General features: G+C 42.0%; 24 protein-coding genes. 18 read left to right on the forward strand and 6 right to left on the reverse strand.

Annotated features, from left to right (window positions below):
• Positions 1-21: 21 nt before the first annotated feature.
• A complete protein-coding gene (locus tag Q7J41_RS00910) occupies positions 22-918 on the reverse strand; it encodes a radical SAM protein (protein WP_304884353.1) in 897 nt (298 codons plus the stop codon).
• A gap of 178 nt (positions 919-1096) precedes the next feature.
• Here Q7J41_RS00910 and Q7J41_RS00915 point away from each other — a divergent pair, with 178 nt between their 5' ends.
• On the forward strand, positions 1097-2242 hold the full coding sequence (locus tag Q7J41_RS00915) for a transglutaminase domain-containing protein (RefSeq protein ID WP_304884355.1): 1146 nt from the start codon (positions 1097-1099) through the stop codon (positions 2240-2242).
• A 64-nt stretch (positions 2243-2306) separates the two neighbouring features.
• On the opposite strand, the gene Q7J41_RS00920 is transcribed toward Q7J41_RS00915, so the two are convergent.
• Genes Q7J41_RS00920 through thrC form a run of 3 tightly spaced genes read right to left on the reverse strand, consistent with a single transcriptional unit; the run spans position 2307 to position 5134 of the window.
• Positions 2307-2741 (reverse strand): ACT domain-containing protein, encoded by a 435-nt coding sequence (locus tag Q7J41_RS00920; protein ID WP_304884357.1) that lies wholly within the window; start codon positions 2739-2741, stop codon positions 2307-2309.
• A gap of 4 nt (positions 2742-2745) precedes the next feature.
• Complete coding sequence (gene thrB / locus Q7J41_RS00925; RefSeq protein WP_304884359.1) at positions 2746-3636, reverse strand: homoserine kinase; 891 nt, start codon at positions 3634-3636, stop codon at positions 2746-2748.
• Positions 3629-5134 carry a threonine synthase gene (thrC, locus tag Q7J41_RS00930; RefSeq protein WP_304884361.1) on the reverse strand — a complete coding sequence of 502 codons (1506 nt, stop codon included), beginning with the start codon at positions 5132-5134 and terminating at the stop codon, positions 3629-3631. Before thrC ends, thrB begins: the two co-directional genes overlap by 8 nt.
• Positions 5135-5283: 149 nt before the next feature.
• Here thrC and Q7J41_RS00935 point away from each other — a divergent pair, with 149 nt between their 5' ends.
• Together Q7J41_RS00935 and Q7J41_RS00940 are read left to right on the forward strand one after the other, a co-directional pair.
• Positions 5284-6537 carry a homoserine dehydrogenase gene (locus Q7J41_RS00935; RefSeq protein WP_304884364.1) on the forward strand — a complete coding sequence of 418 codons (1254 nt, stop codon included), beginning with the start codon at positions 5284-5286 and terminating at the stop codon, positions 6535-6537.
• 20 nt (positions 6538-6557) lie between these two features.
• The gene (locus Q7J41_RS00940) at positions 6558-7766 is read left to right on the forward strand and encodes an aspartate kinase (protein WP_304884366.1); all 1209 of its coding nucleotides are present in this window, start codon (positions 6558-6560) and stop codon (positions 7764-7766) included.
• A 106-nt stretch (positions 7767-7872) separates the two neighbouring features.
• Here Q7J41_RS00940 and Q7J41_RS00945 read toward each other — a convergent pair whose 3' ends face one another.
• Positions 7873-9030, reverse strand: a complete 1158-nt coding sequence (locus Q7J41_RS00945) for a site-specific integrase (protein ID WP_304884368.1) — start codon at positions 9028-9030, stop codon at positions 7873-7875.
• Positions 9031-9253: 223 nt separating this feature from the next.
• Complete coding sequence (locus Q7J41_RS00950; RefSeq protein WP_304884369.1) at positions 9254-10108, reverse strand: helix-turn-helix domain-containing protein; 855 nt, start codon at positions 10106-10108, stop codon at positions 9254-9256.
• 161 nt (positions 10109-10269) lie between these two features.
• On the opposite strand from Q7J41_RS00950, the gene Q7J41_RS00955 reads away from it, so the two are divergent.
• The 15 genes from Q7J41_RS00955 to Q7J41_RS01025 all read left to right on the forward strand — a co-directional run bounded on the left by Q7J41_RS00955 (position 10270) and on the right by Q7J41_RS01025 (position 22636).
• Entirely contained in the window at positions 10270-10479 is a 210-nt protein-coding gene (locus tag Q7J41_RS00955) for a helix-turn-helix domain-containing protein (RefSeq protein ID WP_304884371.1), read from the forward strand.
• Positions 10480-10539: 60 nt separating this feature from the next.
• A complete protein-coding gene (locus Q7J41_RS00960) occupies positions 10540-12627 on the forward strand; it encodes a phage/plasmid primase, P4 family (RefSeq protein WP_304884372.1) in 2088 nt (695 codons plus the stop codon).
• Positions 12628-12975 (forward strand): hypothetical protein, encoded by a 348-nt coding sequence (locus tag Q7J41_RS00965; protein ID WP_304884374.1) that lies wholly within the window; start codon positions 12628-12630, stop codon positions 12973-12975.
• On the forward strand, positions 12975-13178 hold the full coding sequence (locus tag Q7J41_RS00970) for a hypothetical protein (protein ID WP_304884376.1): 204 nt from the start codon (positions 12975-12977) through the stop codon (positions 13176-13178). Before Q7J41_RS00965 ends, Q7J41_RS00970 begins: the two co-directional genes overlap by 1 nt.
• Before the next feature lie 44 nt (positions 13179-13222).
• Entirely contained in the window at positions 13223-14422 is a 1200-nt protein-coding gene (locus tag Q7J41_RS00975; protein ID WP_304884378.1) for a phage portal protein, read from the forward strand.
• Positions 14419-15003, forward strand: coding sequence for an HK97 family phage prohead protease (locus Q7J41_RS00980; RefSeq protein WP_304884380.1), 585 nt, complete (start codon positions 14419-14421; stop codon positions 15001-15003). Before Q7J41_RS00975 ends, Q7J41_RS00980 begins: the two co-directional genes overlap by 4 nt.
• Entirely contained in the window at positions 15004-15165 is a 162-nt protein-coding gene (locus Q7J41_RS00985; RefSeq protein WP_304884382.1) for a hypothetical protein, read from the forward strand.
• 1 nt (position 15166) lies between these two features.
• On the forward strand, positions 15167-16411 hold the full coding sequence (locus tag Q7J41_RS00990; protein ID WP_304884384.1) for a phage major capsid protein: 1245 nt from the start codon (positions 15167-15169) through the stop codon (positions 16409-16411).
• Between the two features lie 4 nt (positions 16412-16415).
• Complete coding sequence (locus Q7J41_RS00995; RefSeq protein ID WP_304884386.1) at positions 16416-16691, forward strand: head-tail connector protein; 276 nt, start codon at positions 16416-16418, stop codon at positions 16689-16691.
• A 12-nt stretch (positions 16692-16703) separates the two neighbouring features.
• Positions 16704-16997, forward strand: coding sequence for an HNH endonuclease (locus Q7J41_RS01000; RefSeq protein WP_304884388.1), 294 nt, complete (start codon positions 16704-16706; stop codon positions 16995-16997).
• Positions 16990-17547 (forward strand): tyrosine-type recombinase/integrase, encoded by a 558-nt coding sequence (locus tag Q7J41_RS01005; RefSeq protein WP_304884389.1) that lies wholly within the window; start codon positions 16990-16992, stop codon positions 17545-17547. The genes Q7J41_RS01000 and Q7J41_RS01005 overlap by 8 nt, the downstream gene beginning before the upstream one ends.
• Positions 17548-17980: 433 nt before the next feature.
• Positions 17981-18331 (forward strand): hypothetical protein, encoded by a 351-nt coding sequence (locus tag Q7J41_RS01010; protein WP_304884391.1) that lies wholly within the window; start codon positions 17981-17983, stop codon positions 18329-18331.
• Positions 18306-19976, forward strand: a complete 1671-nt coding sequence (locus Q7J41_RS01015; protein ID WP_304884393.1) for a terminase large subunit — start codon at positions 18306-18308, stop codon at positions 19974-19976. The genes Q7J41_RS01010 and Q7J41_RS01015 overlap by 26 nt, the downstream gene beginning before the upstream one ends.
• A 124-nt stretch (positions 19977-20100) precedes the next feature.
• A complete protein-coding gene (locus tag Q7J41_RS01020; protein ID WP_304884395.1) occupies positions 20101-20457 on the forward strand; it encodes a phage head closure protein in 357 nt (118 codons plus the stop codon).
• A 511-nt stretch (positions 20458-20968) separates the two neighbouring features.
• The gene (locus tag Q7J41_RS01025; protein WP_304884396.1) at positions 20969-22636 is read left to right on the forward strand and encodes a GspE/PulE family protein; all 1668 of its coding nucleotides are present in this window, start codon (positions 20969-20971) and stop codon (positions 22634-22636) included.
• The last annotated feature ends 1 nt before the right edge of the window (position 22637 follow it).

Here is a 22637-nt window from a genome sequence, read left to right on the forward strand (position 1 = left end):
AATAAATTTTGTGAAGGGTTATTAAATAAACGAAACCTGTTCTTCTGACGGCGCATAGACCTTCAGTTTTTCCTTAATTGGTTTGCTGTAGCTGTTGGACAGGCCAAAGGACTGGCGCAGGGGATTGAGCCTGCCGTAGAGCTCGTCCTTATATTCTTTGGGAGCGCCGCCTTTTTTGTATAGGTTCCAAAGGGTGTCATATTTTTCGGGATAGCTAGTTTTAATAAAGTCGAAAAACGCTGGTTTTGTGGCCCCGCGCAGATAAAGGGCGCCGGGCAGCACATAATGAATACCGGCATCCTTTCCCGCTTCAAATAAAGCGCTCAGGGTATCGGAATCATCGGTGAGAGTGGGAATAATCGGCATCAGATGGTGACCGGTAGAGGCATTGGTTTTTCTGAAGGTTTTGAGCATCTCAAAGCGGGCCTGGCCAGATACTGCGCCAGGTTCGATTTTTTTTCGCAGGGCTTCATCAAGGGTCGTCACCGTGGCCGCTACATTGATATAGGTAATCTGGGACAATTCGTCAATCAGGTCATAATCCCGGAGCACCAGATCCGATTTGGTCGAGATAATCGCCGGGGTCTTGTATTTGATCAGCAGCTTTAATATTTCCGGCATCAGCTGATACTGGGCTTCCGCCGGTTGATAGCTGTCCGTAACACCGCCAATATTGACAATTTCCCGTTTCCAGTTCGGTGAAGAAAGCTGTTTTTCCAGAACTTCAACAATATTGGTCTTGACCGAAATATTGCCCGCAAAATCAGCAAGCCCGGTAAAACCGTGGGTTCCCATGGCATAGCAGTAACGGCAGCCATGGCTGCAACCTTTATAAATATTCAAATCCCAGCCATAGGGAATTTTTCGCTTCAATTCATGCAGGGCTGTCGTACAGGTGATTGGATGATACTCTGGCATGGTAGCCTCCTTATGATTTCTTTATCCTTATTAAGTATATGTCATAAAAGTTTAGGGTGTCCACAAGAATTTGTGGTAAAATTATTTACTGTTTGGCATTAAATCTCTTGATAAAAAATACAGATGTTTAAAATAAAGGGTAATATATAAAAGAGACCACACAAGGGGGGCAACAGACGTGAGCAATCATAACGGAAGAAAAGTAGTCGCTGTCATTATTATATCAATGCTTATTATTCTGCTAATAGCAGCCGGGGCATATCTGGCATTGGAAGATCTGGTCGGGAGCATGGATATCCAATCGTTTTTCGATGACACCGAAGCCCAGCAGAATGAAGAAATCGCAGCAAGTCAGCAGCAGTCCTTTGATGGCTATGCCTTTCTTGAGGAAAATGAAAAGCAGGCCTATGCCAGGGTGGTTGGAATGCTAACGGATTTTGATACCGAAGTAAAGGTCAGTGGGGTCAACACTGAAGAAATCGAGCGGGTTCTTTCAGCCATTGATTACGACTATCCAGAAATATTCTGGGCCGGGGAATTTTCTTATTATTTTGACGAAGGCGATCAGAAAGTCAGCAAGGTAATGGTTGAGTACCCGTACGACGAAGCCGAGAAAGATCGCCGACAGGCCGAAATTGAGGCGGCCTTTCAGAAATACAGTGGCGGCATAAAAAATGGTATGAGCGACTATGAAAAAGTCAGATATGCCTACGAATATGTGATAAAGAACACCGTCTATCAGGAAGATCTCCAGGATGATCAGAATATTTATAGTGTTTTCGGAAAAAAAGGCTCGGTCTGTGCCGGGTATTCCAAAGCCATTCAATATCTGTTGAAACGCACCGGAATTGAGTGTTCTTATGTGGCGGGTGAGGCCATTGGCCAGGGCGCCCATGCCTGGAATATTGTCCGGGTTGACGGGGAGTATTATTATCTGGATGCCACCTGGGGGGAATTTAACATCGAAGATAACAACGAGCCGGAAAAGAGCATCTTCTATGACTATTTCTGTGTTACCACGGCGGAACTTCTTAAATCACATCAACCTGATCAGACCTTGATTGAATATCCGGAATTCACTGCCACGGAGGCCAATTATTTCGTCAAAGAAAACAAGCTCTATGATCTGAAAAAACAAAGCGAGGAGAATCGCTTTGTGGGAGATCTCGAAGCAGCCCTGAATTCGGGTGAAAAATATTTTCATTATGCGATTATCGATGCCAATACCATCAGCATCGCTGAAGATCTGATGGATGATATTTTGGGTTCTTACTACTGGTTCTCCAGCGAAGACAGTTTGTCGAATACGATCGAGCTTTATTAAACTGAAATAAAATTTAGCATTATTAAAAAGCCCCATTCTGATTTTTCAGAATGGGGCTCTTGTTTTATTCCATCGCAATCAGATGAACACCATGAACGCCGTCTAACGCTTCCAGCATCGCCATCAATTCATCGATAGTCAAAATCAGATCTTTTCCGTCCAGGGTCACAATCACAACGGCGGCCTGGTTAATGGGGATATCCTGATGAATGGTGATAATGCTGGTCTGGTGATCCCGGAGAATATTCAAAATATTAGAGAGAATTCCAGGCTGATCATCCAGTTTAAAAGAAAGGGTGAACTTACGGCCATAGTTTTCCGAAGGGGTAAAGATGTAATCCTTATATTTGTAATAGGTACTACGGCTGATGCCCACCTTTTTAACCGCATCACTCACCGATTTACATTGGGAGGACTCCATTAAGATTCGGGCTTCCACCACCTTGGAATAATAATCGGGCAGTATTTTTTTATTAACAATCAGATAATCTTTGATCATCGGCTTAACCTTCCAAAATCTGGACACCGGTATTATCGGGAGCCAGGGGAATAATCTGCCAGCCCGGTGCTTTTTCTGCTAAATAGGCAAGCATGTCTTGCTGAAAACTGTCGTTAGCCACTGAATTAATAGCCAGAATTGTGGGGCCGGCACCGCTGATGCAGGTGTTGAGGCAGCCTATTTCCCGGGCTTTTTTGGTAATGACATCGTAGTGGGCAATCAGTTTTTTACGATAGGGCTGGTGCAGGCGGTCCCTCATGCACAGCTTTAAAATATCCGCTGACCCATTGGTTAGTGCCAGATAGGTCATGGTAGCCCGGGGCAGATTATGGGTGGCATCGCCAAAGCTGATTTTTTTAGGCAAAACCTGTCGGGCATCGGATGTCGATAAGGGAAAGTCCGGCACCAGGGCGTAAAACTCATAACAGGGATGAACCTGGCTCTTGATGTGAATGTTCTTGCCGTGATCGTTCATCGACACCACCAGCCCCCCGAAGATCGCCGGGGCAACGTTGTCAGGATGGCCTTCCAGTTCCACAGCAATGTCAAACAGTTCCGCAGTTGACAAGGGTGATCCAATCAGGGCATTGGCGCCAAAAAGTCCACCGACGATGCAGGTGGCTGAACTGCCCAGACCCCGGCTGATGGGGATATCCACATCGGTGTGGATGTAAAGTCCCTTGGGGTGGTAGCCTACTTTTTTAAACACCTTCTGCATTGAACGGTAAACCAGATTGGTATCGCTTTGATACTTCCTTTCAACGCCCCGGATCGTCAGCTTGCCGTCATTTTTTTCTTCAAAGCTGAAGGTATTATAAATCGACAGCGCCAGGCCAAAGGCATCAAACCCCGGGCCGATGTTGGCACTGGTTCCCGGCACCCGAACCTTAATCATTTTGTTCCACCTGATCTTTTAAAAAAGCAAGAACGGCCTGGGACATTTCGGTTTTATCACATTGACCCTGATGCTGATTGGCTTTTTTGTCCAGATCTTTTAATGGCAAGGGAATAGTAGTGCCGGTTTTTTCCGCCAGAACTGTTAAAAGCTCATAATCGTTGCACTTACAGTCTCCGAAAATACTTTCATAAACCGAACGGCCAAACTTATAAGGGCTGGCGGTGGAGACAATCACGGTTTTGGTGGCATCGCCGGTTTCGCTTAGATAGTCTTCGTAAACCTTGTTGGCAACGGCCGTATGGGGATCCATCAGATAATGGCTTTCATCAAAAATGGCTTTAATTGCTTGAGCGGTTTCGGCTTCGTCGGCAGTACCGGCATAGAAAAGACTGGTTTTTTCCATCAGGGTTTTAGAGGCCTGATAAGCACCCTGATTTTTAAGCTGCGCCATCAGATCACTAACCGCATCGGGATCGGCGCCGGAGACATCGTAAAGCAGCCGCTCCAGATTGCTGGAAATCAGAATGTCCATCGAAGGGGAAGAAGTCTTATAAAAGTTCCGGTTGCGATCATAGTGGCCGGTCGTAAAAAAGTCGGTCAAAACTTTGTTGGCGTTGGATGCACAGATTAGCTTATTAATTGGTAATCCCAACAGTGAGGCGTAGTAACCGGCCAGGATGTTACCGAAATTTCCGGTCGGAACGACAAAATTTATTTTTTCGTCCGGTTGGATTTCGCCTCGCTTAAGCAGTTCATAGTAACTATAAAAATAATAAACAACCTGAGGCAGCAGTCGGCCGATATTAATGGAATTGGCCGAGGAAAAGATCACGTTGGCTTTAGCCAGTTCGGCCGCCAATTGAGGATCGTTGAGGATCACTTTAACGCCATTCTGGGTATCATCAAAATTGCCATCGATTCCCACCACACAGGTGTTCTTACCGGTCTGCGTCAGCATCTGTTTTTCCTGAACGGTGCTGACGCCATCCTTGGGATAAAAGACAATGATGCTGATGTCCGAAACATCGGCAAAACCTTCGAGTGCCGCCTTGCCGGTATCCCCGGAGGTGGCGGTTAAGATCATAATTTTCTGCTGGTTATTGACGTTTTTCATGGACTCTACCATCAGATATGGTAAAATAGTTAGAGCCATATCTTTAAAGGCACAGGTTGGCCCGTGAAAGAGTTCCAGAAAATATCGGTCTTTGACCTTTTCCAGAGAAACCGGTTCTTGTTCTTCAAATTTACCGGAGTAATAGGCGCCCTGGATCGAATCATCAATTTGTTTGGCACTGAAATCATCGAGAAAAGCTGAAAAGATCGCGTTGGCCATCTCGCCGTAGCTTTTCTCCATGAATTGTGTTGGGTCTAAATTAATATTTTCAATAAAGTTGGGGACAAAGAGTCCACCATCCGGAGCCAATCCTTGCAGGATGCCCTGGGATGCAGTAACGTTGATGTCTTTGGATCGCGTGCTGTTATAGCCTTTTTTCATGTAATTCCTCCAAAAAATTTGGTGTGCCGGGAAAAATCTTCAAAAAATCTTCTCGGGAGGGTATTGAATAACCCCTAGCTATATGATAGAATGTTTTCACTGAAAAAACAAGTGTTTTTAGAATAAATACATATACGAGGTGAATTTTATTGAATATCGCGCTTTTAGGCTTTGGAACAATTGGTTCTGGTGTCTATGAACTCATCAATTTAAATAAAGGTAAGTTTGCTGGTAATTTTACCGATGTAGAGTCCCGAAAGTCAAGTCCGGTCATAACCAAGGTACTGGAACGGGATGCGTCCAAGGATCTGGGCGATACCGTCGGAAAAATTGTGACTCACCCCAGTGAGATTCTGGAAGACGAAAGTATTGGCCTGGTGATTGCCCTGATGGGTGGCATGGACTTTGAATATGAAATGATCAAAGAATGCCTCCGGGCGGGAAAACATGTGGTTACCGCCAATAAGGCTGTCATCTCCGAATATTTTCAGGAATTGCTGACGCTGGCCGAAGAAAATGGCGTGGTGCTGCGTTACGAGGCTTCGGTCGGCGGCGGGATTCCGATTATCGGCAGTTTGAAAGAAGAAATGAAAATCAATCGGGTTACCGAAATTAAGGGGATTCTTAACGGAACCACCAACTTCATTTTGTCGAAAATGACCGAAGAAGGGGCAGATTTCGGCGATACTCTGGCGCTGGCTCAATCCATCGGTTTTGCTGAAGCCGATCCCACCGCAGACGTTGAAGGTTACGATGTATCCCGCAAGCTCTCGATTCTCTCATCGATGGCTTATGAAAGCATTATCCGCGATGAAGATGTTTATAAACGAGGAATCACCGATATTCGCGCCGCCGATATTGAGATGATCGGATCGATGGGTTACGTGGTCAAATATCTCGGACATTCCATTCTTCAAGAAAAAAATGTCTATACCACGGTGGAACCGGTGCTGTTTAAAGAAGCCTCGATTATGAGTAACGTCAACAGCGAGTTCAATATCATCTCCATCACTGGCGATATTATCGGCGAACTGCAGTTTTATGGAAAAGGCGCCGGAAAAGATGCCACCGCCAATGCTGTGGTTGGGGATGTCCTCTATATCCTCAATATTGTCGGCGAACAGAATTTGCCCAAGCCGCTGCGGCTCAACCGTCATCTTAATAAAATGGGCACCGAAATATTCAAAGGTAAATATTATTTAAGAGCAAATCTGGGTAATAAAGAAATGCTGGATCAGGTGCTGACGGCAGTGGAAACGGTGGCCGCCCGAAAAACCGTCATCGTTAATGACAATCAGGTTTATGTGGTGACAAACGCCATCGCCGCCAGTGATTTTAATATAATGGCAGAAAAATTGAAGGAAACGGTGCCTGAATTATTTTATGCCCGTATCTACGTATAAGGAAAGAGTGACTGAGGTAAATGCAAGATCTAATCGTACAGAAATATGGTGGCTCCAGTGTCGCCAATGTAGAAAGAATAAAGCGGGTTGCTGGTCGGATTATTGAGACCAAGGAAAAAGGGAAAAAAGTCGTGGTGGTGGTTTCAGCCATGGGCGATACCACCGATGATCTGATTGAACTGGCGCAAAAGATCAATGAACATCCACCCCATCGGGAAATGGATATGTTGCTGGCAACCGGCGAGCAGGTTTCGATATCGTTGCTGGCGATGGCGATTCAGTCGATGGGACACGATGTGGTGAGTTTAACGGGTGCCCAATGCGGAATTGTTACATCCAGTGTTCATAAACGAGCCCGGATTAATGATATTCATACCCATCGAATTGAAAAGGAACTGGCCGCCGGAAAGATTGTCATCGTCGCCGGTTTTCAGGGTATCAATGAAAATAAGGATATTACTACCCTTGGCCGCGGTGGCTCCGATACTTCAGCAGTGGCCGTGGCAGCCGCATTAAAGGCTGAACTGTGTGAAATCTATACCGACGTTGATGGGGTGTACACCGCTGATCCCCGAATTGTCGAAGCGGCTTCAAAAATCGATGAAATCTCCTACGAAGAGGTTTTGGAAATGGCCAGCACCGGAGCTAAGGTATTGCATCCCCGGTCAGTGGAAATGGCCGAAAAATTCAAGGTGCCACTGGTGGTACGATCAAGCTATAATTACAATGAAGGAACCATTATTAAGGAGGACGTTATTATGGAAAAAGTATTAGTTCGAGGGGTATCTCTTGATGAAAATATCGCAAAAATCTCAATCTTTGAAGTGCCGGATCAACCGGGGATTGCTTTTAGATTGTTCAGTGCTCTGGCAAAGTCCAACATTCATGTGGATATGATTGTCCAGAATGTCAACCGGACATCAGTTAATGATATTTCTTTCACCATTGATGTGGATGAACTGCAGGAAGCCGTATCCGTTGCTCAGAAATTTGCCTTTGAGGTCAATGCCCAAAAAGTCGAATACGATCAGGGTGTTGCCAAACTTTCCGTGATCGGTACCGGGATCGTGGCCAATGCCGAAATTGCCTCCAAGTTCTTTGAAGCGTTATTTGAACTAGGTATCAACATTCAGACCATCAGCACCTCGGAAATCAAGATTTCCTGTCTGATTGATAAGGAACGCGGTAAAGAAGCAATGGTTCATATTCATAAAAAATTTGATATGTAGTTTTGAAAAAGCTCTGAGACCGTTTGATAGAAACGGTTTCAGAGCTTTTAATTTACGACACGGGAAAGTTTGCCCCCTTTTTTGCCCCCTAAATAATTTTTATTATTTATTCCGCCTTGCATAATAATTCATTGTGTAAGGTATCCATTTTTCCAGCACTGATGGCACTGATGTCTTTTAAAACATGAGTATAAACGTTCATTGTCATCGCGATGTCAGAATGACCCAGCAGCGCCTGGACGGTTTTAGGCTGCTCTCCTAGCTCAAATAGCCGGGTTGCGTAGGTATGGCGTAAACTATGGATTTTGAAATGTTCGATTTTGTTTTCTTTAATTATGGTATCAAGCGAAGTTCTTACAGAACTGAAAGCCAGATAACCACCAAGCTTTGCAGAAAAGACCAGGTTAAGGTCAGCACATTTATTTTGCAATCTCATTTTCTTTTCCAGTTCTTTTACCCTCAGTTCTTTTAGTCGGGGTATTAAAAACTCAGGTACGGGAATAACACGTGTTCCAGCCTTTGTTTTTGGTGCGGTTATTTTATTGGTATATCTCTTTGTTGTCCGATCCTTTGTATAAGTCATTTGTTTAGAAACAGATATTTCTTTACTCTCAAAACTAAGATCATCCCAGGTTAATGCAAGAAGTTCCCCGATCCGTAGTCCAGTGTTTAATGCAGTCAAGAACAATACTTCATAAGTGGCGCCCTTGATAGCCTTAATAAACTTCTCCTGTTCATCCCGTGTTAATACCCTTGAGACCTCATCCTCATCTTTTTCCTTTGGAGCTGGCAGCTTAATTGCTCTGGTGAAGTCCATTAATATTTTCTGATTAGCAAAGGCATATCTCAAGCAAGGACAGACCATTTTATGAATTGATTTAACAACGTTGATTCCCTTGGTATCAATGATACTCTGGTAATAGTCCTGGAGATCTAGGGCGCTTAAATCTTTCAGTCGGATCTTTTCAACAGGGGATCCTTTAATGTGGTTGTCATAACATACATAGTAATTATGAACAGTCCCTTCTTTTTTGCCGTTAATGTGAACAGCATCAAGCCACTTCTTAAGATAGTCTCCAAAGAAAGCCTTATCCGAAGTCACGCCCCGGTCTAATTCGTACTCTTTGCTTTTTATCTTTGCTTTCAGCTCGGTTTCGGTCTTAGCGTACATATCAAGCGGTTTTCTTAGTTGCGTGTGTCGGAGCCGGTAAAAGAAATACACCCTGCCGTTTTTAATCTTCTTTTTAAATATTGGTCTTGACATAATATCTACATCCTTTCTGGTTTTATTAAATACTATTATTCACTGTCACCTGTCATCAAATATATAAAGAATACCTATTTAAAGCCATTTTTTCAGGTGACAGGAAGTATTTTTCCTGTCATTTTCCTGTCACCACCCTATAAAACAGAAAATCCCCCTAACTGGTTTAGTTAGTGGGTTTCTGGTATTTTTTGATTAAGTTATTAGGTGACAGTAGATTGATTTATTGTGGTGGATTTAATTGAAAACCTTTTGAGAGAGTCTCAAAGAGATCATCAATGTTTTCTGGTGCAACGTCCATGCCAATCGAATCATTAGAAAAAAACAGCTTAAGACTGTGTCTTAAATTTTCAACTGCTAAAGGCAGATAAGGACTATCTTTATTTTCTATTAGCTTCTTTAAATAGATTAGCGAATCCATTGCCTGGCAAAAAAACACTATGTCACGGTCTGTAAATAGTTTTTGGAAATTTTCTAGATCGCCGGAAACTATTCTTTCAAATATACGATTTTCATTTTGAAGATCATCTTTTACAAGTGAATTAACCTGTTTGTTTGCAATAACAAGTAAATCAATATAGTCAGATTTTTTTTCATCAATAATATTTTCTTTTATAAAATCTTCTTTTGTAGTACCAAGAGTTTTACACAAAGTATTTATTTCTGATTCTATATTTTTGTGCATCGCACTCCAGAGGTTAAGATCGAATTTTTTTGCATTGTATTGTTCAGGGAGAGTCCTTAAAATTTCAGGATCATTTTCGTTTTTTATCTTATCTTCAATTTCACTTAATGATTTTTTTAGTAAAGAGAGATCTTTAATTAAATTTCTTTCAGTAGCGATAATGTCTTTTAACCTCAATTCATTTTTTAACACTTCAGTTTCGCCAGTAAGCTCGCCCAATGTTACGCCTAATTTAGTTGCGATCACGGTAAGTTTGCTAACAGCAGGTTCTTTGATCTTATTATTTTCATAATCTTGAAGTGTTCTATAGGGGATGCCTGTGTTTTTAGCTAAGGCAGTTTGTGTAATGCCTTTGCTTTTTCGTATTTTTTTGATATTAGAACCAATATCCATATCTAAGCGCTCTCCTTTTGTTCAAATTGTACTTCTAATATATCATGCAATAAATAAACGGTCAAGACGTATGTTTTCATAAATAACACGTGATACCGTATAAAAAATATTGACACACGACAAAACGTGTGCTATTCTGTTTTTGAAAAGGAGGTGGCAAAATGAACAAACAGCAGAAGGAGTTTGGTTTAATGCTAAATATCCATGAAGCAATCAATTTTTCAGGATTACCAAAAGCTCAACTTTATCGGTTAGCCAGAGAAGAAGAAGATTTTCCAGTTTTGCGGCTGGGTGGTAGAGTGTTCTTTAACCGTGATGGGTTAACCCAATGGTTACAGGAGAACACAGGAAATAAGACAATTTCTGTTTAGCTTTTTATGGCCCTGGTATCAAAAGTTAAAAGAGGTGAGACTGTTGAGGCAAGAAAAGGGGTGAGTAGAATATCAATTGAAAAATTTGAGTTTATTAAGAAGTATAGTTTATTTCCGGTGGTACCAATAAATAATAATGCGGGTTTTCCGATGGTTAAGTGGAGCGATCCCAAGTGTTGGGTTAAAAGTTTTGATGAATTGGTAAAACTCACCGATGCAACAGGAGCAGCTTTGCTTACCGGCGAAAAGTCTGGTGTTATGGTAGTGGATTTAGACGTTAATCATGTTGATGGCGTGGATGGAGTAAAGACGTTTAATGAACTGTGGCCAGGAATGCCCGAAACGTTAATGACTGAAACCCCAAATGGCGGGATGCATATATATTTCAAATACCGTAAAGGGTTAAGAAATCGGGCCGATTATTTTCCAGGCATTGATGTACGGACGGATGGTGGTGTGATTGTTGCCCCTGGCAGCCAGAAAAAAAAGAAAGATGGAACCATTGGCAGTTACCAGGTTATGGTGGATCTTCCAATTACTGAAATGCCTGGTGAATTATTTGATATTTTTGTAGAGCGGGATAAGTTACAAAAAAAAGAAAAAACCCAATCATGGGACAATGACGGGTTTAGTGGAGAAGCTTATCCTTCAGGAAAACGAAATGATAGCTTGTTCCGTGATGGGATGATGGTCTTTGGTAAGACTGATATTAATGATCATACCATTATTAGCGCATTTTTGCAAACTTTAAATGATTCTAAGTGCCAACCGCCGTTGGATCGAAATGAAGTTGAAAGAATCGCAAAGAGCGTTTGCGAAAAAATCCAGACACTTAACTATTTTACATCAGACGGAAAGGTTATTCCATTTTCATTAGCCAGGTATGTAATGAAAGATAAGCATTGCTTTAGCCGTGGGAACTTAACTTTTTTCTACAACCATGAAAAGGGTTTTTATGAACACGTTGGCGCCCATGGCCTTCATAAAATTTATTTTGCCAGTTGCCAAAACGACACAGATCGCACCGTGAGAAAAGCAAAAGAGTTTGCCGAAATCATGTTAATGGTGGCAAGTGAAGAAAAAAGAAACTATGAAGAAAAAAAGTTCGCTAATTGCTTGAATGGCACGGTTAATTTAGAAACAGGGGCATTATTACCCTACAGTAATGAATACCGCCTTACAGGACAATTTCAGGCGAATTTTAGACAGGTTAATGATCTGGAGTTTAAGAGTTCAAGATTGAAGCGTTTTTTAAATGAAATACTTGACTTAGAGAGTCAATTGACCCTCCAGGAAGCCATGGGGTTATTGATTTCACCAAGAGCCCAGGAAGTGCAGCAGGCATTTATTTTCTTAGGTAATGGGAAAAACGGAAAGTCCGCTTTAATGGAAATTATGCAGGCGTTGATAGGATCAAGGGATAATATCTGTTCAATCGGCTTAAGTGATTTTTCCAAAGATTTTGATATCTCAGCAGCAGAAGGTAAGATTGCAAATATTGTAATGGATGATGATTTGTCCGGCGTAAAAGTTGGCGCGGCGTTTAAGTCAATGATATGTGGTGAAGCCGTCAGGGTTAACCGTAAAAACAAAGACATAAAAGTTATGAACTTTAATATGACCCATTATTTCAATTTAAACAGATTGCCATCGGCTTCGGATAAATCAGATGGATTCTACAGAAGATTTTGCATTATTCCGTTTAATAACACATTTGGGACAGAAGAAGAATTTCAAAATGGGATCACCACTCACGCAAGAGATCCTATTGTAACCAGAAAAATAATTGAAGAAGAGCTGGATTTGTTTTTCTGGTGGGCGCTTCAGGGGCTAAAAAGATTGAAAGTGAATAACTGGAAATTGACAATTTCGAAAGCAGCGCTTCAGGAAATGGAAACATTTAAAGCGGATAGTGACTCAGCTTATGCATTCTATAGCGAAAGAATAGAAGTATCGCCAGGAAATGATTTGCCTGTGGGCACTGTGATTTCAGCTTATGATTGCTTCTGTGGTCAAAATGGAATTAATAAGCCAATGTCAGGATCAGCGCTCGGGAAACAGCTCAAATCATTTGGAATCAAGCAAGTAAGAACAAAAACAACCAGGTACTACAAAGACATTCGAATAAAAAATGAAGGAGAAAATTAAATGGAAATTGTAACAAAGACGGCAGCGGCAAGCGATTTATTGGCAGTAATCGAAGGTGAATTAATGAATGCAACCGTGAAGATTGAAAAGGCGTTATGTATCAACCAGGATTTATCGGAAGGGTATTTTGATTTGACGGATTTCACAAAAGAAAATCTTTGGAAATTGCAATGCGGATACTTTGAACATGCAACAAAAGCTAGTATCGTGTTTGATTATATTTATGCTGTCAGTGGTTTATTGGAAAAAATCGAAAAACTTGTTATTGAAGCAAGAAAAGAACTAAAGGGAGCCGGGAGAAAAATAAACCTGGAAGAGGTGATTAGAAAAGCCGAGGAACAGGAATAATGAAAAATAAAACAATAACATTGATTAATGGCAAGACCTTAAACGACGTTGATTTAACCAGATGGGCCGGGGATCCGAATTTCTATAAGGTGCATGACAGGGCGTTAAAGAAAGATATTCTTATGAACATAAATCAGATTGTCAGCATTGAAGATTATGTAGAACAAAGTTTATCTGATTTGCCGTCGGTGCGAACTTACTAAAACAGCAGGCACCTTTAACCGGGCGCCTTATTCAAGAAAGGAGCGTGAACAAAATTAGCTTATTAGACTTTTTAAAGAAACCGAAACCGCCGGAAACCGAAACAAGAACAGAAATTATTACCGACATCGGGGGTTTTTCGCCCTGGAGTGGTGACGCATATTCAAATGATATTTACCGGGCAGCCATTGACGCAATATCCAGAAACGCCGCCAAGCTCAAAGGATCCCATGTGATTACATATGGAGACCATAACAAAGTAGATGGTGATTGCAAAATCAACCGGCTTTTACAGATCCAGCCCAACCCGTACATGGCCGCCTATGACCTGTGGTATAAAATGACCACCCACCTGTTTTTATACAATAACGCTTTTGCTTATTTGCAGAAATCAGACCGGGGGAAGTTATTAGGGATCTACCCCATGAGACCACAGCACATTGATTTTCTATCAGACAGTACCGGGGCGATCTATTGCAAAATGCTTTTTAGCAACGGGAAAGATTATCTTTTTCCTTATGCGGATATCATCCACTTAAGACGACATTTTAATGATAATGACTTACTGGGAGATCCCAACGGGGCAATCATGCCGGCGCTAGAATTGGCACACACTCAAAATGAAGGACTGGTAAACAGCATCCAATCAAGTGCAAATATCCGGGGGATCCTACAATTTACGGGACAATTGGCCGGGCCAAAACTGAAAGAGAAAAAAGAAGAATTTATCAATGATTACATGGGGATCAGTAATAATGGCGGTATTGCCATGTTAGACACCACCATGGAATATACCCCGATAGACAGCAAGCCGGTTAATATTGATGATGCACAGATTAAAGCGATCAAAACAAAGATCTATGATTATCTGGGAGTATCGGAAACCATTATTAATTCTAGTTACAATGAAGATCAATTCTCAGCATTCTATGAATCCACGCTGGAGCCGATAGCGGTACAGTTAAGCCTGGAGTTTACCCGGAAGCTTTTTAATGACCGTGAGCAATCATTTGGAAATAGCATCATGTTTGAGAGTGGCCGATTACAATTCAGCAGCAACGCCACCAAGGTTAATCTCATTAAAGAGTTGATGCCGATGGGCTTATTATCAATCAACCAAGCCCTGGAAATTCTAAACCTTCCATCAGTCGAGGGCGGCGATCAGCGGTTACAGTCATTGAATTATGTTAATTCCGATAAAGCGGATCAATATCAGTTAAACGAAAAGGAGACAATCACAAAATGAAAGAAACAAGAATATCAGACATTAAAGCAGAAATAAGAGCCGCCGACCCGGCAGGGGAAGAACAAGGCCTTATTATAAAAGGTGTACCAGTGGTATTTGATACACCGACAATTATTAACGATCCGGCAGGATCCTACACCGAAATCATTAAAAGGGGTGCATTAGATGATTGTGACTTAACCGATACCCGTTTACTTTACAACCATGATAATAACCGCATACCTTTAGCCAGAACCCCAAAGACGTTGCAATTTAAAACAACCCCGGCAGGGCTTGAAATGATTGCAGAGTTACCGAACACTGAAGAAGCCCGAAGCGTTCACACGGCAGTAAAGAACGATCTTTTGACAGGTATGTCATTTGCTTTTACAGTGCCGCCTGGGGGCGACAAGTATGATAAAGCAACCAATACCAGGGAAATCTCGAAAATTTCAAAAATCTATGAGTGTTCGGTAGTTCCTTATCCGGCCTATCCTCAAACAAGCGTTGAAGCCAGGGCAGCTATTGAAGCACATGGAAATGATGAAATTAAAAAAGCGGTAATGATTGCAGCGAATAGAATACTTTTCAAGGGAGAATAAATGATGCCATTGGAGTTAATAAAAGAAATTGAAAAATTATGTAGTGAACATGGATTTGTAGTTAAGTATTTAGCGTATGATGAGCCAGGTCTTATAGATGGCAGAGCATCAAAAGAGCAAGTGAAAATCACGATAACAAAACGAAAAGGAGCAGTAAAATAACATGAAATTTAATACAGTAGCAGAAAGCTTTAATCATTACCGTAATGCCAGTTTGCAGGAAATCGAAACCAGAGCGGCCCAGATTAAAGGAACCATCGACACCGACCCAGAAGCGGACGTAATGAGCCTAAATATTGAAATTACCGGATTAAAACAAGCTAAGGAGAATATCGTGGACAAACAAAAAACAACCGAACCAGAAGACCGTGGACAATTTAACCCCATTACTGGAGGATCATTTGAAACCAGAGCATCCCAGGAAGCCCTGGAGGGTGATGTGTTTGCTAGTCCAGAATACCGAACAGCGTTCTTTAAAACGTTATTAGGCCAAAAGCTTACAACCTTTGAGACCGCAGCATTTACCCGGGCGCAGACCATTGTGGATGCAGAAAAAAGAGCGGATGCCTTTAACACCGTCACCAATGCGGTAGCCGTATTACCTACCCAAACACTGAATGAAGTGATTAGCAAAGCCCGAACCATGGGCGGTTTGCTTCCACAGTGTCGAAGCTTCAACATTCCCACAAAGATCAGTGTGCCAGTGGGAACGCCTACCAGTAAAGCGGCATGGCACGTAGAAGGAACAACCGTTGAGACCGAAAAAGAAAACATTGCATCAGTGGCCTTTAATGGTTATGAGATCCTCAAAGTGTTTTCAATCAGTGCCGCCGCTAAAAAAATGACCATCAGTGCTTTTGAGTCCTATATCACCGATGAATTAACCGCCTGTGTGATGGAAACCATCGCCGATTCAATTGTTAATGGTGCAGGGACAACCGAGGGAACAGGGATTGAAACAATCACCTGGGTAAAAGATGCCAATGCTATTGAGTATGTAAAAGCCGGGATCCCAACCTATACAAACTTTGTGTCTTTAATGGGCAAATTAAAACGGGGTTATAGTGCCGGTGCAAAATGGGCTTGCAATAACGCAACCTTATACACTCATATTTACAACATCGTAGATGATAACAAGCGGCCTATCTTTATTGCGGATCCTAAACAGGAAAGCATTGGTTACATTCTAGGCCGTGAAGTGGTTATTGATGATAATATCGCAGACGGTGACATTTACCTGGGGAACTGGTCTTACATGGGCTACAACATCCCCGAAGGGATTGTTATTGAAGTCTCCAGGGAATCCAGCTTTAAATCAGGCTTGATTGATTATCGAGCCATTGCAGTTGCGGACACTAAACCAATTGTAACCGAAGCGTTTGTTAAGCTGTACGAAGCAGCCGTATAAATAAATGATCACAGTTGAAGAAGCGAGAGAATATCTCAGGCTTGACGGCACCGACAACGACGGGATTATATCCCCGTTGTTGGATGCCATCCCAGGCTATATCGAATTGACAACGGGAATGACCGCAGCACAACAAGCGTCCGAGCCACTGGCAAAGACGGCGAGTAAATTTTTATTGCTGCTGTGGTACAACCCGGAGCAGGCAGACGTTGAGAAGATCCAGCGAGTGATTGACAATTTGCTCAAAGGCTTATCAGCATTGGCAACCGTTTCAAACTAAGGAGAAAAAGACATGGCTAAGGCATATGCGGAAAGTTTTTATAATAATCCACGATGGCGCAAAGTATCAAAAGCATTTATGAAAAGCAAAAACTATATTTGCGAAAGATGTGGTAAACCGGCCCGTATATGCCACCATGTCAAATACATTACACCTCAAAACATCCACGATCCAGAAATTACAATGAGTTGGGACAACTTAGAGTGCTTATGTCAGGAGTGTCACACCCGACATCATTTAGCCGGAAAGGAATGCAAAGAGGGATTATGCTTTAACAGTGAAGGGGAACTCATTAAATATGAATAGCGTAGATCCGATCAGAGACACCAATGACATAATCAATTTTATTGAATACCTTAAAGAGCGCAACGAAAGAGATTACATCCTTGCCTTAACCGGGTTTTATTCCGGGTATCGTATATCAGATGTATTGAGCTTAAAGGTTAAAGATTTCAGAGACCGAGACTTCTTTTATTTTAGAGAGAAGAAGACAAACAAGCAGACTAAGTTACAGATCAATCCCATCTTAAAAAAAGCCGCTAATGAATACATTGATTACAATGATCTGAACGATAATGAGTTTATGTTCAAAAGTCAGAAGGGTTACAATAAACCGATAACCAGGCAAAGAGCTTATATCATCTTGTCAACCGCAGCTAAGGATATTGGATTGCAAGGAAGTTTTGGGACGCATAGTTTAAGAAAGACAATGGGCTATCATTATTACCAGCAGACAAAAGATGTGGTCACATTAAAGATGATTTTTAACCATTCTTCGATTGATGTGACCCTGTTATATATCGGTGTAACCCAGGATATAATCAATGACAAGCTCAAAGGCTTCAAGCTTTATTAAGAATGTTACACAATGAAAAGTGGAAACATGAAAAAAGTAGACAAAGGCCTTTGAAACCGCATTAAATAGCGATTATTTAGATAGCTAAGACAACAAGACCTTTGTGGAAAATGGGTCGAAATGGTCAAAAATCGACAATAAAGCGACATAATGAAAAAACAGAACATTTTGTAGGTGTGTAGCTTTGAAAGTCAGCAATTTACAGGCGAAAAGGACAACGGGCAGAAGTTACACAATTACAGATAAGTAACTTTATTTTTTCAAAGGAAAATTAGGTAAGAAAGAACACAAAACGCTGAATACCCCCCCTTGTGAATAAATTGGTGATGTTTTTAAACATCGAGTAGGGTACCTTAGAATTCCCCTCCATTGAATTTTTGTATAAAGGCAGGGTTGAAGCAGCAAGACAAGACAAACTTAGGTGGTGAAGAAAATGGACATAGACAAAGATAGAGAGATTCAAAAAAACAAGCGGCAAATTAACAAGCTATTGAAGCAGGTGCCAGAGGATAAAAAGCAGATTGCCGAAAAACTGGTTAAAGAAATACTTTTCATGGGGGAGACCCTGGATGAGCTAAAAGACCAGGTAAAAGAATGCGGGCCGGTTGAATTATTCAAGCAGGGCGCCCAGGAATTCATGAGAGAATCACCGGCACTTAAAGCCTATAATACAACTGTTCAGCGGTACAGCTTATTATACAAGCAGTTAACGGATCTATTGCCCAAAGGCCCTATAGAGACCAAGGGTGATGCACTCCTTGATTTTATTAAAGATGAACGCTAAAGAAAACTACATTTTAAGTTATTGGGAACAGATCCAGACAGGGGCGGTGGTTGTGTCCCAAAGGGTTGAGAAGCAATACAAGAAGATTGTGGCCACGCTGGAGCGTCCCCGGCCCGGTTATCACTTTGATATTAACCGGGGAAATAAACCAATTGATTTTATTGAGCAGTTTTGCAGACACTCAAAGGGCGAATGGGCAGGGAAACCGGTTAAGCTGGAGTTATTCCAAAAGGCTTATATTATGTCCTTGTTCGGCTTCATAGACGATTTGACGGGGTACAGGCAGTACAGGGAATCTTTATTCATGGTGGCACGTAAAAACGGGAAAAGCACCATGGCCGCCGGGATTGGCCTATATATGATGATTGCAGACAATGAGCCAGGAGCCGAAATCTTTTCTTGTGCCAGTAAAAAGGATCAGGCAAAGATTATCTTTGATGAAACTCATAACATGGTGAAGCAGTCCCCGGATCTATCAAAGTTTATCCGGAAAAGAAAAACAGACCTTTACTTTGATCCCACACTATCACGATTTGAGCCATTGGGGAAAAACGCCAACAGCCTAGACGGTCTAAACACTCACCTTTGCATGATTGATGAATTGCACAGCATAAAAGACCGGAACGTTTACGAGGTTATGAAGCAGTCCATGAGTGCCAGGCGACAACCGTTAATGTTGATGGTTACAACCAGCGGAACCGTTAGAGAGAATATCTTTGATGATATCTATTCCTATGCCTGTGGAATTGTTGATGGTACTTTTGCTGATGAAACCTTTTTACCGATCCTTTACGAGCTGGACAACCGGGACGAATACAAAGACCCGACTATGTGGCCTAAAGCGAATCCCGGCCTTTTATCCATTAAAAAACTGGATGATCTGGAGAATAAAGTAAAACGGGCAGAAAACAACCCATCTGATTTAGCTGGGTTACTGTGTAAGGATTTCAATGTCAAGAGTAACTCCTATAACGCCTGGTTAACCTGGGATCAGTTAAATAATGAAAGTGCCTTTGATTTGGAGCGGTTCAGGGGATCCTATTTTATTGGCGGTGCCGATTTGGCAAAGTGCGGAGATTTAACAGCGGCCACGGCCTTGATGATGGATCCACAGACAGAACAGCGATTTGTGACACAGATGTTTTGGCTTCCAAGGGAAACTTTTAATGAACGGGTGCAGGCCGATAAAATCCCCTATGATAAGTGGGCGGAGCGTGGCCTATTGCGCTTGTGTGAAGGAAACTCAATTAATTACTCAGATGTGACCGCATGGTTTTTGGATTTGGTGCAGATCCACGGGATCAGCCCGTCATGGATTTATTATGATGCCTGGTCAGCCAGGTACTGGGTGGATGAAATGAAAGCCCAGGGATTTAACATGGTGGCCTGTAGGCAAGGCGCCCAAACATTAAGCCTACCGATGCAGCGATTAGGGGCGGATTTAGCGGCTAAAAAGATCAACTACCAGAATAACCCCATTTTAAAATGGTGCCTAAGTAATACCAGCGTAACGATTGATAGAAATGAAAACATCGTCCCGGCTAAAGCCCAAGGCCAGAAAATGAAGATAGACGGTACCGCCAGCTTGTTGGATGCCTATGTGGGCTTGTGTGATCATTATCAGGAATTTAGGGAAGCGGTTTAATATAAATCTCATCCCTCAACTTTAATGAATGAAACAAGCGTCATATCGCCATTTTAAGCCGTTTTAAAAAGAGTGGTGATGCCTTAATACATGCTAAAGAGTTTAAGAGCGTGGGACATTTCACATGAAAGGATTAATGATGAAAAAAAGAATAAAAGATAAAAAAATAGAGATTCTAGCACCAACACTTATAAGTAAACCAGGGGACACGCCGAAATATTCCTGGGCACAGATCCACACCGATAAACTGTGGGCATATGTTAGGCAGTTGTCAGCCAGTGAACATTATGCAGCGATGCAGGTGCAGGCTAAAGAAGAAATGCTATTTGTTGTCAATTGGAGAAGTGACATCAGCAATTCCAATGTTATCAAATACCGGGATAAGTTTTATAATATCAAACGGGTTGATACTTTTGAAGGATACAAACAGGATATACAGATTTATGCAGATGCAGGGACAAATAAAGACCCGAGTATATAGGAGCCAGTAATGGCTTCTTTTTTTGTTGGGTGACAGGAAAATGGAAAAAGTGAAAAATTTGCTGTCACCCTCAAAACGCCTTTATTATGCCATTGGTGACAGTTGGTGACAGGTGACAGAGGAAAGTGAGTTAGATAACAGTTTTGTTTTTACCCTCATATTGTTTTAAACGATGGAGTTGAAAACGGTGATAATCATCAATAAAATATGTATAGTATCCAATGATTTTTGCCCCCTTTTTTGCCCCTTAAAGTGGAGTGTAAATAAAACGCATAGAACACATATTGTGTTTTAAGTAACTAATAAATACAGTATGATGCGCATGAAATTATAAAAGTTGAATTTATTGATTCATAAAAAATTTGATATGTAATAAAACAACAAAAAGCCCTGAAACCGTCATAATGATGGTTTCAGGGCTTTTTGTTTGTTTTTGATAGATATTTTTTGGCAAATCAGATATACTGCAATTACTGGAACAAACGAATCAGCCCTGTCAATAGGAGGCGAAATGAAGGAAAATATGTTGGTTTTGGAAATGCTTCTCAAAAACAAGATGATTACCCGACAAAACATAGCTGAAAGGATCGAAGAAGCTAAGCGGTCAGGCGTTTCGGTTTTAGATTTATTGTTTAAGGATCGGGTTATCACCCAAGAGATGTTAGTGATGATTTTTCACAATGAACGGGGATTCGATATTTATGATTCTCGCCAGGATGTGATCGATCCCCAGGTTTTGCCTTTTTTTTCGAAAGAACAAGCGATTAAGCATCTGGTGTTTCCGTTGAAACAGGAGCATCATGATCAGCTGACGGTACTGATGGCAGACCCTACCAACGAAGAAACGCTGCGAAGTGTTAAGCGGATCGCCGATAAACGACTAAAAATATTAGTCGCCGAAAAGGACTGTATTCAGAGTCTGATTGGTAAATACTACCATCAAAAGTATGCGAATCAGAAAAGTGCTGGTGGTTTAATAAAACAGCGCGAAAGCAAAGAAACCCCTCAGGAGATGACCATAATTACCCTTGTAAACGATCTGATTGATGAAGGCGTTTTCCAGGGTGCCAGTGATATTCATGTGGAAGCTTTTCCCCGCAAGATCCAGGTGCGATTTCGGATTGATGGCGTCTTAAAAGCGGTTGGGCAACTAAGTAAAGAAACCTGGAAAGGCGTAGTTACCCGGCTGAAAATACTGGGCGGCTGTGATATTGCCGAACAGCGCCATCCCCAGGATGGTGCTTTCACGACGACCTATGAGGGCCGGCAAATTGATGTGCGCTTAGCTATCATTCCTACGATTCATGGGGAAAAGATAGTATTGCGTCTGCTGGATCAAAAGAAATTTCTGATGTCAGTTGATGAGCTGGGATTTTCCAACGACCAGAAACAGTTGTTGCAGGAAATATTGGAAGCCCCCCATGGTATGATTCTGGTCTGCGGCCCAACTGGAAGTGGAAAATCAACCACCCTGTACAGCTTGCTTAACGGTATGGATCCCCGAACGCAAAATATTATTACGATAGAAGATCCGGTGGAATTCCAAATGGAAGACATCAACCAGATTCAGGTAAACGAAAAAACCGGGCTTAATTTTGCGAATGGCCTGCGGGCGATTCTGAGACAGGATCCCAATGTGATTATGGTGGGGGAAATCAGGGATGAAGATACGGCTGAAACGGCGATTAGGGCAGCCATCACCGGGCATGTGGTGTTATCCACCATTCATACGAACAACGCCATTGCGTCGATCAACCGCCTGATGGATATGAAGATCCCGTTATACCTGTTATCGGCAGCCCTCAGAGGGGTGATTTCCCAAAAGCTGATCAAACGTTTGTGCCCGGACTGCCGAAAAAAAGCACCAGCAACCGAAGCAGAAAAAAGATTGCTGGGAATCGCAAACCAGGACATCGAGCTTTTCTACCCGGTGGGGTGTTCTTTTTGCCACGGTACCGGCTATCAAGGTCGAATTGCGGTACAGGAAGTATTGAAAATCACCAGAAGAATCCGGGAGGCCATCGGTAAAGGTGAGGACTATGATATGATTCGAAAAATAGCCAGTGAAGAAGGGTTTAAGTTGATTGAAGAGTCTTTTAAACGTCAGCTGCTGTTGGGAAACACATCGATTTCCCAGGGCTTGGAGCTGTTAGCCTTCGAAAATGATTGGCATCGTTAAG

This window comes from Acetobacterium sp., from assembly GCF_030652775.1.
In the GTDB taxonomy this organism is placed as follows: domain Bacteria; phylum Bacillota; class Clostridia; order Eubacteriales; family Eubacteriaceae; genus Acetobacterium.

Bases quoted from the DNA above. Each gene is read 5' to 3' on its own strand.
- Q7J41_RS00990 (WP_304884384.1), top strand. From the start codon at position 15,167: ATGAAATTTAATACAGTAGCAGAAAGCTTTAATCATTACCGTAATGCC.
- Q7J41_RS00985 (WP_304884382.1), top strand. From the start codon at position 15,004: ATGATGCCATTGGAGTTAATAAAAGAAATTGAAAAATTATGTAGTGAA.
- Q7J41_RS00970 (WP_304884376.1), top strand. From the start codon at position 12,975: ATGAAAAATAAAACAATAACATTGATTAATGGCAAGACCTTAAACGAC.
- Q7J41_RS00980 (WP_304884380.1), top strand. From the start codon at position 14,419: ATGAAAGAAACAAGAATATCAGACATTAAAGCAGAAATAAGAGCCGCC.
- Q7J41_RS00955 (WP_304884371.1), top strand. From the start codon at position 10,270: ATGAACAAACAGCAGAAGGAGTTTGGTTTAATGCTAAATATCCATGAA.
- Q7J41_RS00910 (WP_304884353.1), bottom strand. From the start codon at position 918: ATGCCAGAGTATCATCCAATCACCTGTACGACAGCCCTGCATGAATTG.
- Q7J41_RS01005 (WP_304884389.1), top strand. From the start codon at position 16,990: ATGAATAGCGTAGATCCGATCAGAGACACCAATGACATAATCAATTTT.
- Q7J41_RS00995 (WP_304884386.1), top strand. From the start codon at position 16,416: ATGATCACAGTTGAAGAAGCGAGAGAATATCTCAGGCTTGACGGCACC.
- Q7J41_RS00920 (WP_304884357.1), bottom strand. From the start codon at position 2,741: ATGATCAAAGATTATCTGATTGTTAATAAAAAAATACTGCCCGATTAT.
- Q7J41_RS00950 (WP_304884369.1), bottom strand. From the start codon at position 10,108: ATGGATATTGGTTCTAATATCAAAAAAATACGAAAAAGCAAAGGCATT.
- Q7J41_RS00965 (WP_304884374.1), top strand. From the start codon at position 12,628: ATGGAAATTGTAACAAAGACGGCAGCGGCAAGCGATTTATTGGCAGTA.
- Q7J41_RS01020 (WP_304884395.1), top strand. From the start codon at position 20,101: ATGAAAGGATTAATGATGAAAAAAAGAATAAAAGATAAAAAAATAGAG.
- thrC (WP_304884361.1), bottom strand. From the start codon at position 5,134: ATGAAAAAAGGCTATAACAGCACGCGATCCAAAGACATCAACGTTACT.
- Q7J41_RS01000 (WP_304884388.1), top strand. From the start codon at position 16,704: ATGGCTAAGGCATATGCGGAAAGTTTTTATAATAATCCACGATGGCGC.
- Q7J41_RS00940 (WP_304884366.1), top strand. From the start codon at position 6,558: ATGCAAGATCTAATCGTACAGAAATATGGTGGCTCCAGTGTCGCCAAT.
- Q7J41_RS01010 (WP_304884391.1), top strand. From the start codon at position 17,981: ATGGACATAGACAAAGATAGAGAGATTCAAAAAAACAAGCGGCAAATT.
- thrB (WP_304884359.1), bottom strand. From the start codon at position 3,636: ATGATTAAGGTTCGGGTGCCGGGAACCAGTGCCAACATCGGCCCGGGG.
- Q7J41_RS01025 (WP_304884396.1), top strand. From the start codon at position 20,969: ATGAAGGAAAATATGTTGGTTTTGGAAATGCTTCTCAAAAACAAGATG.
- Q7J41_RS00945 (WP_304884368.1), bottom strand. From the start codon at position 9,030: ATGTCAAGACCAATATTTAAAAAGAAGATTAAAAACGGCAGGGTGTAT.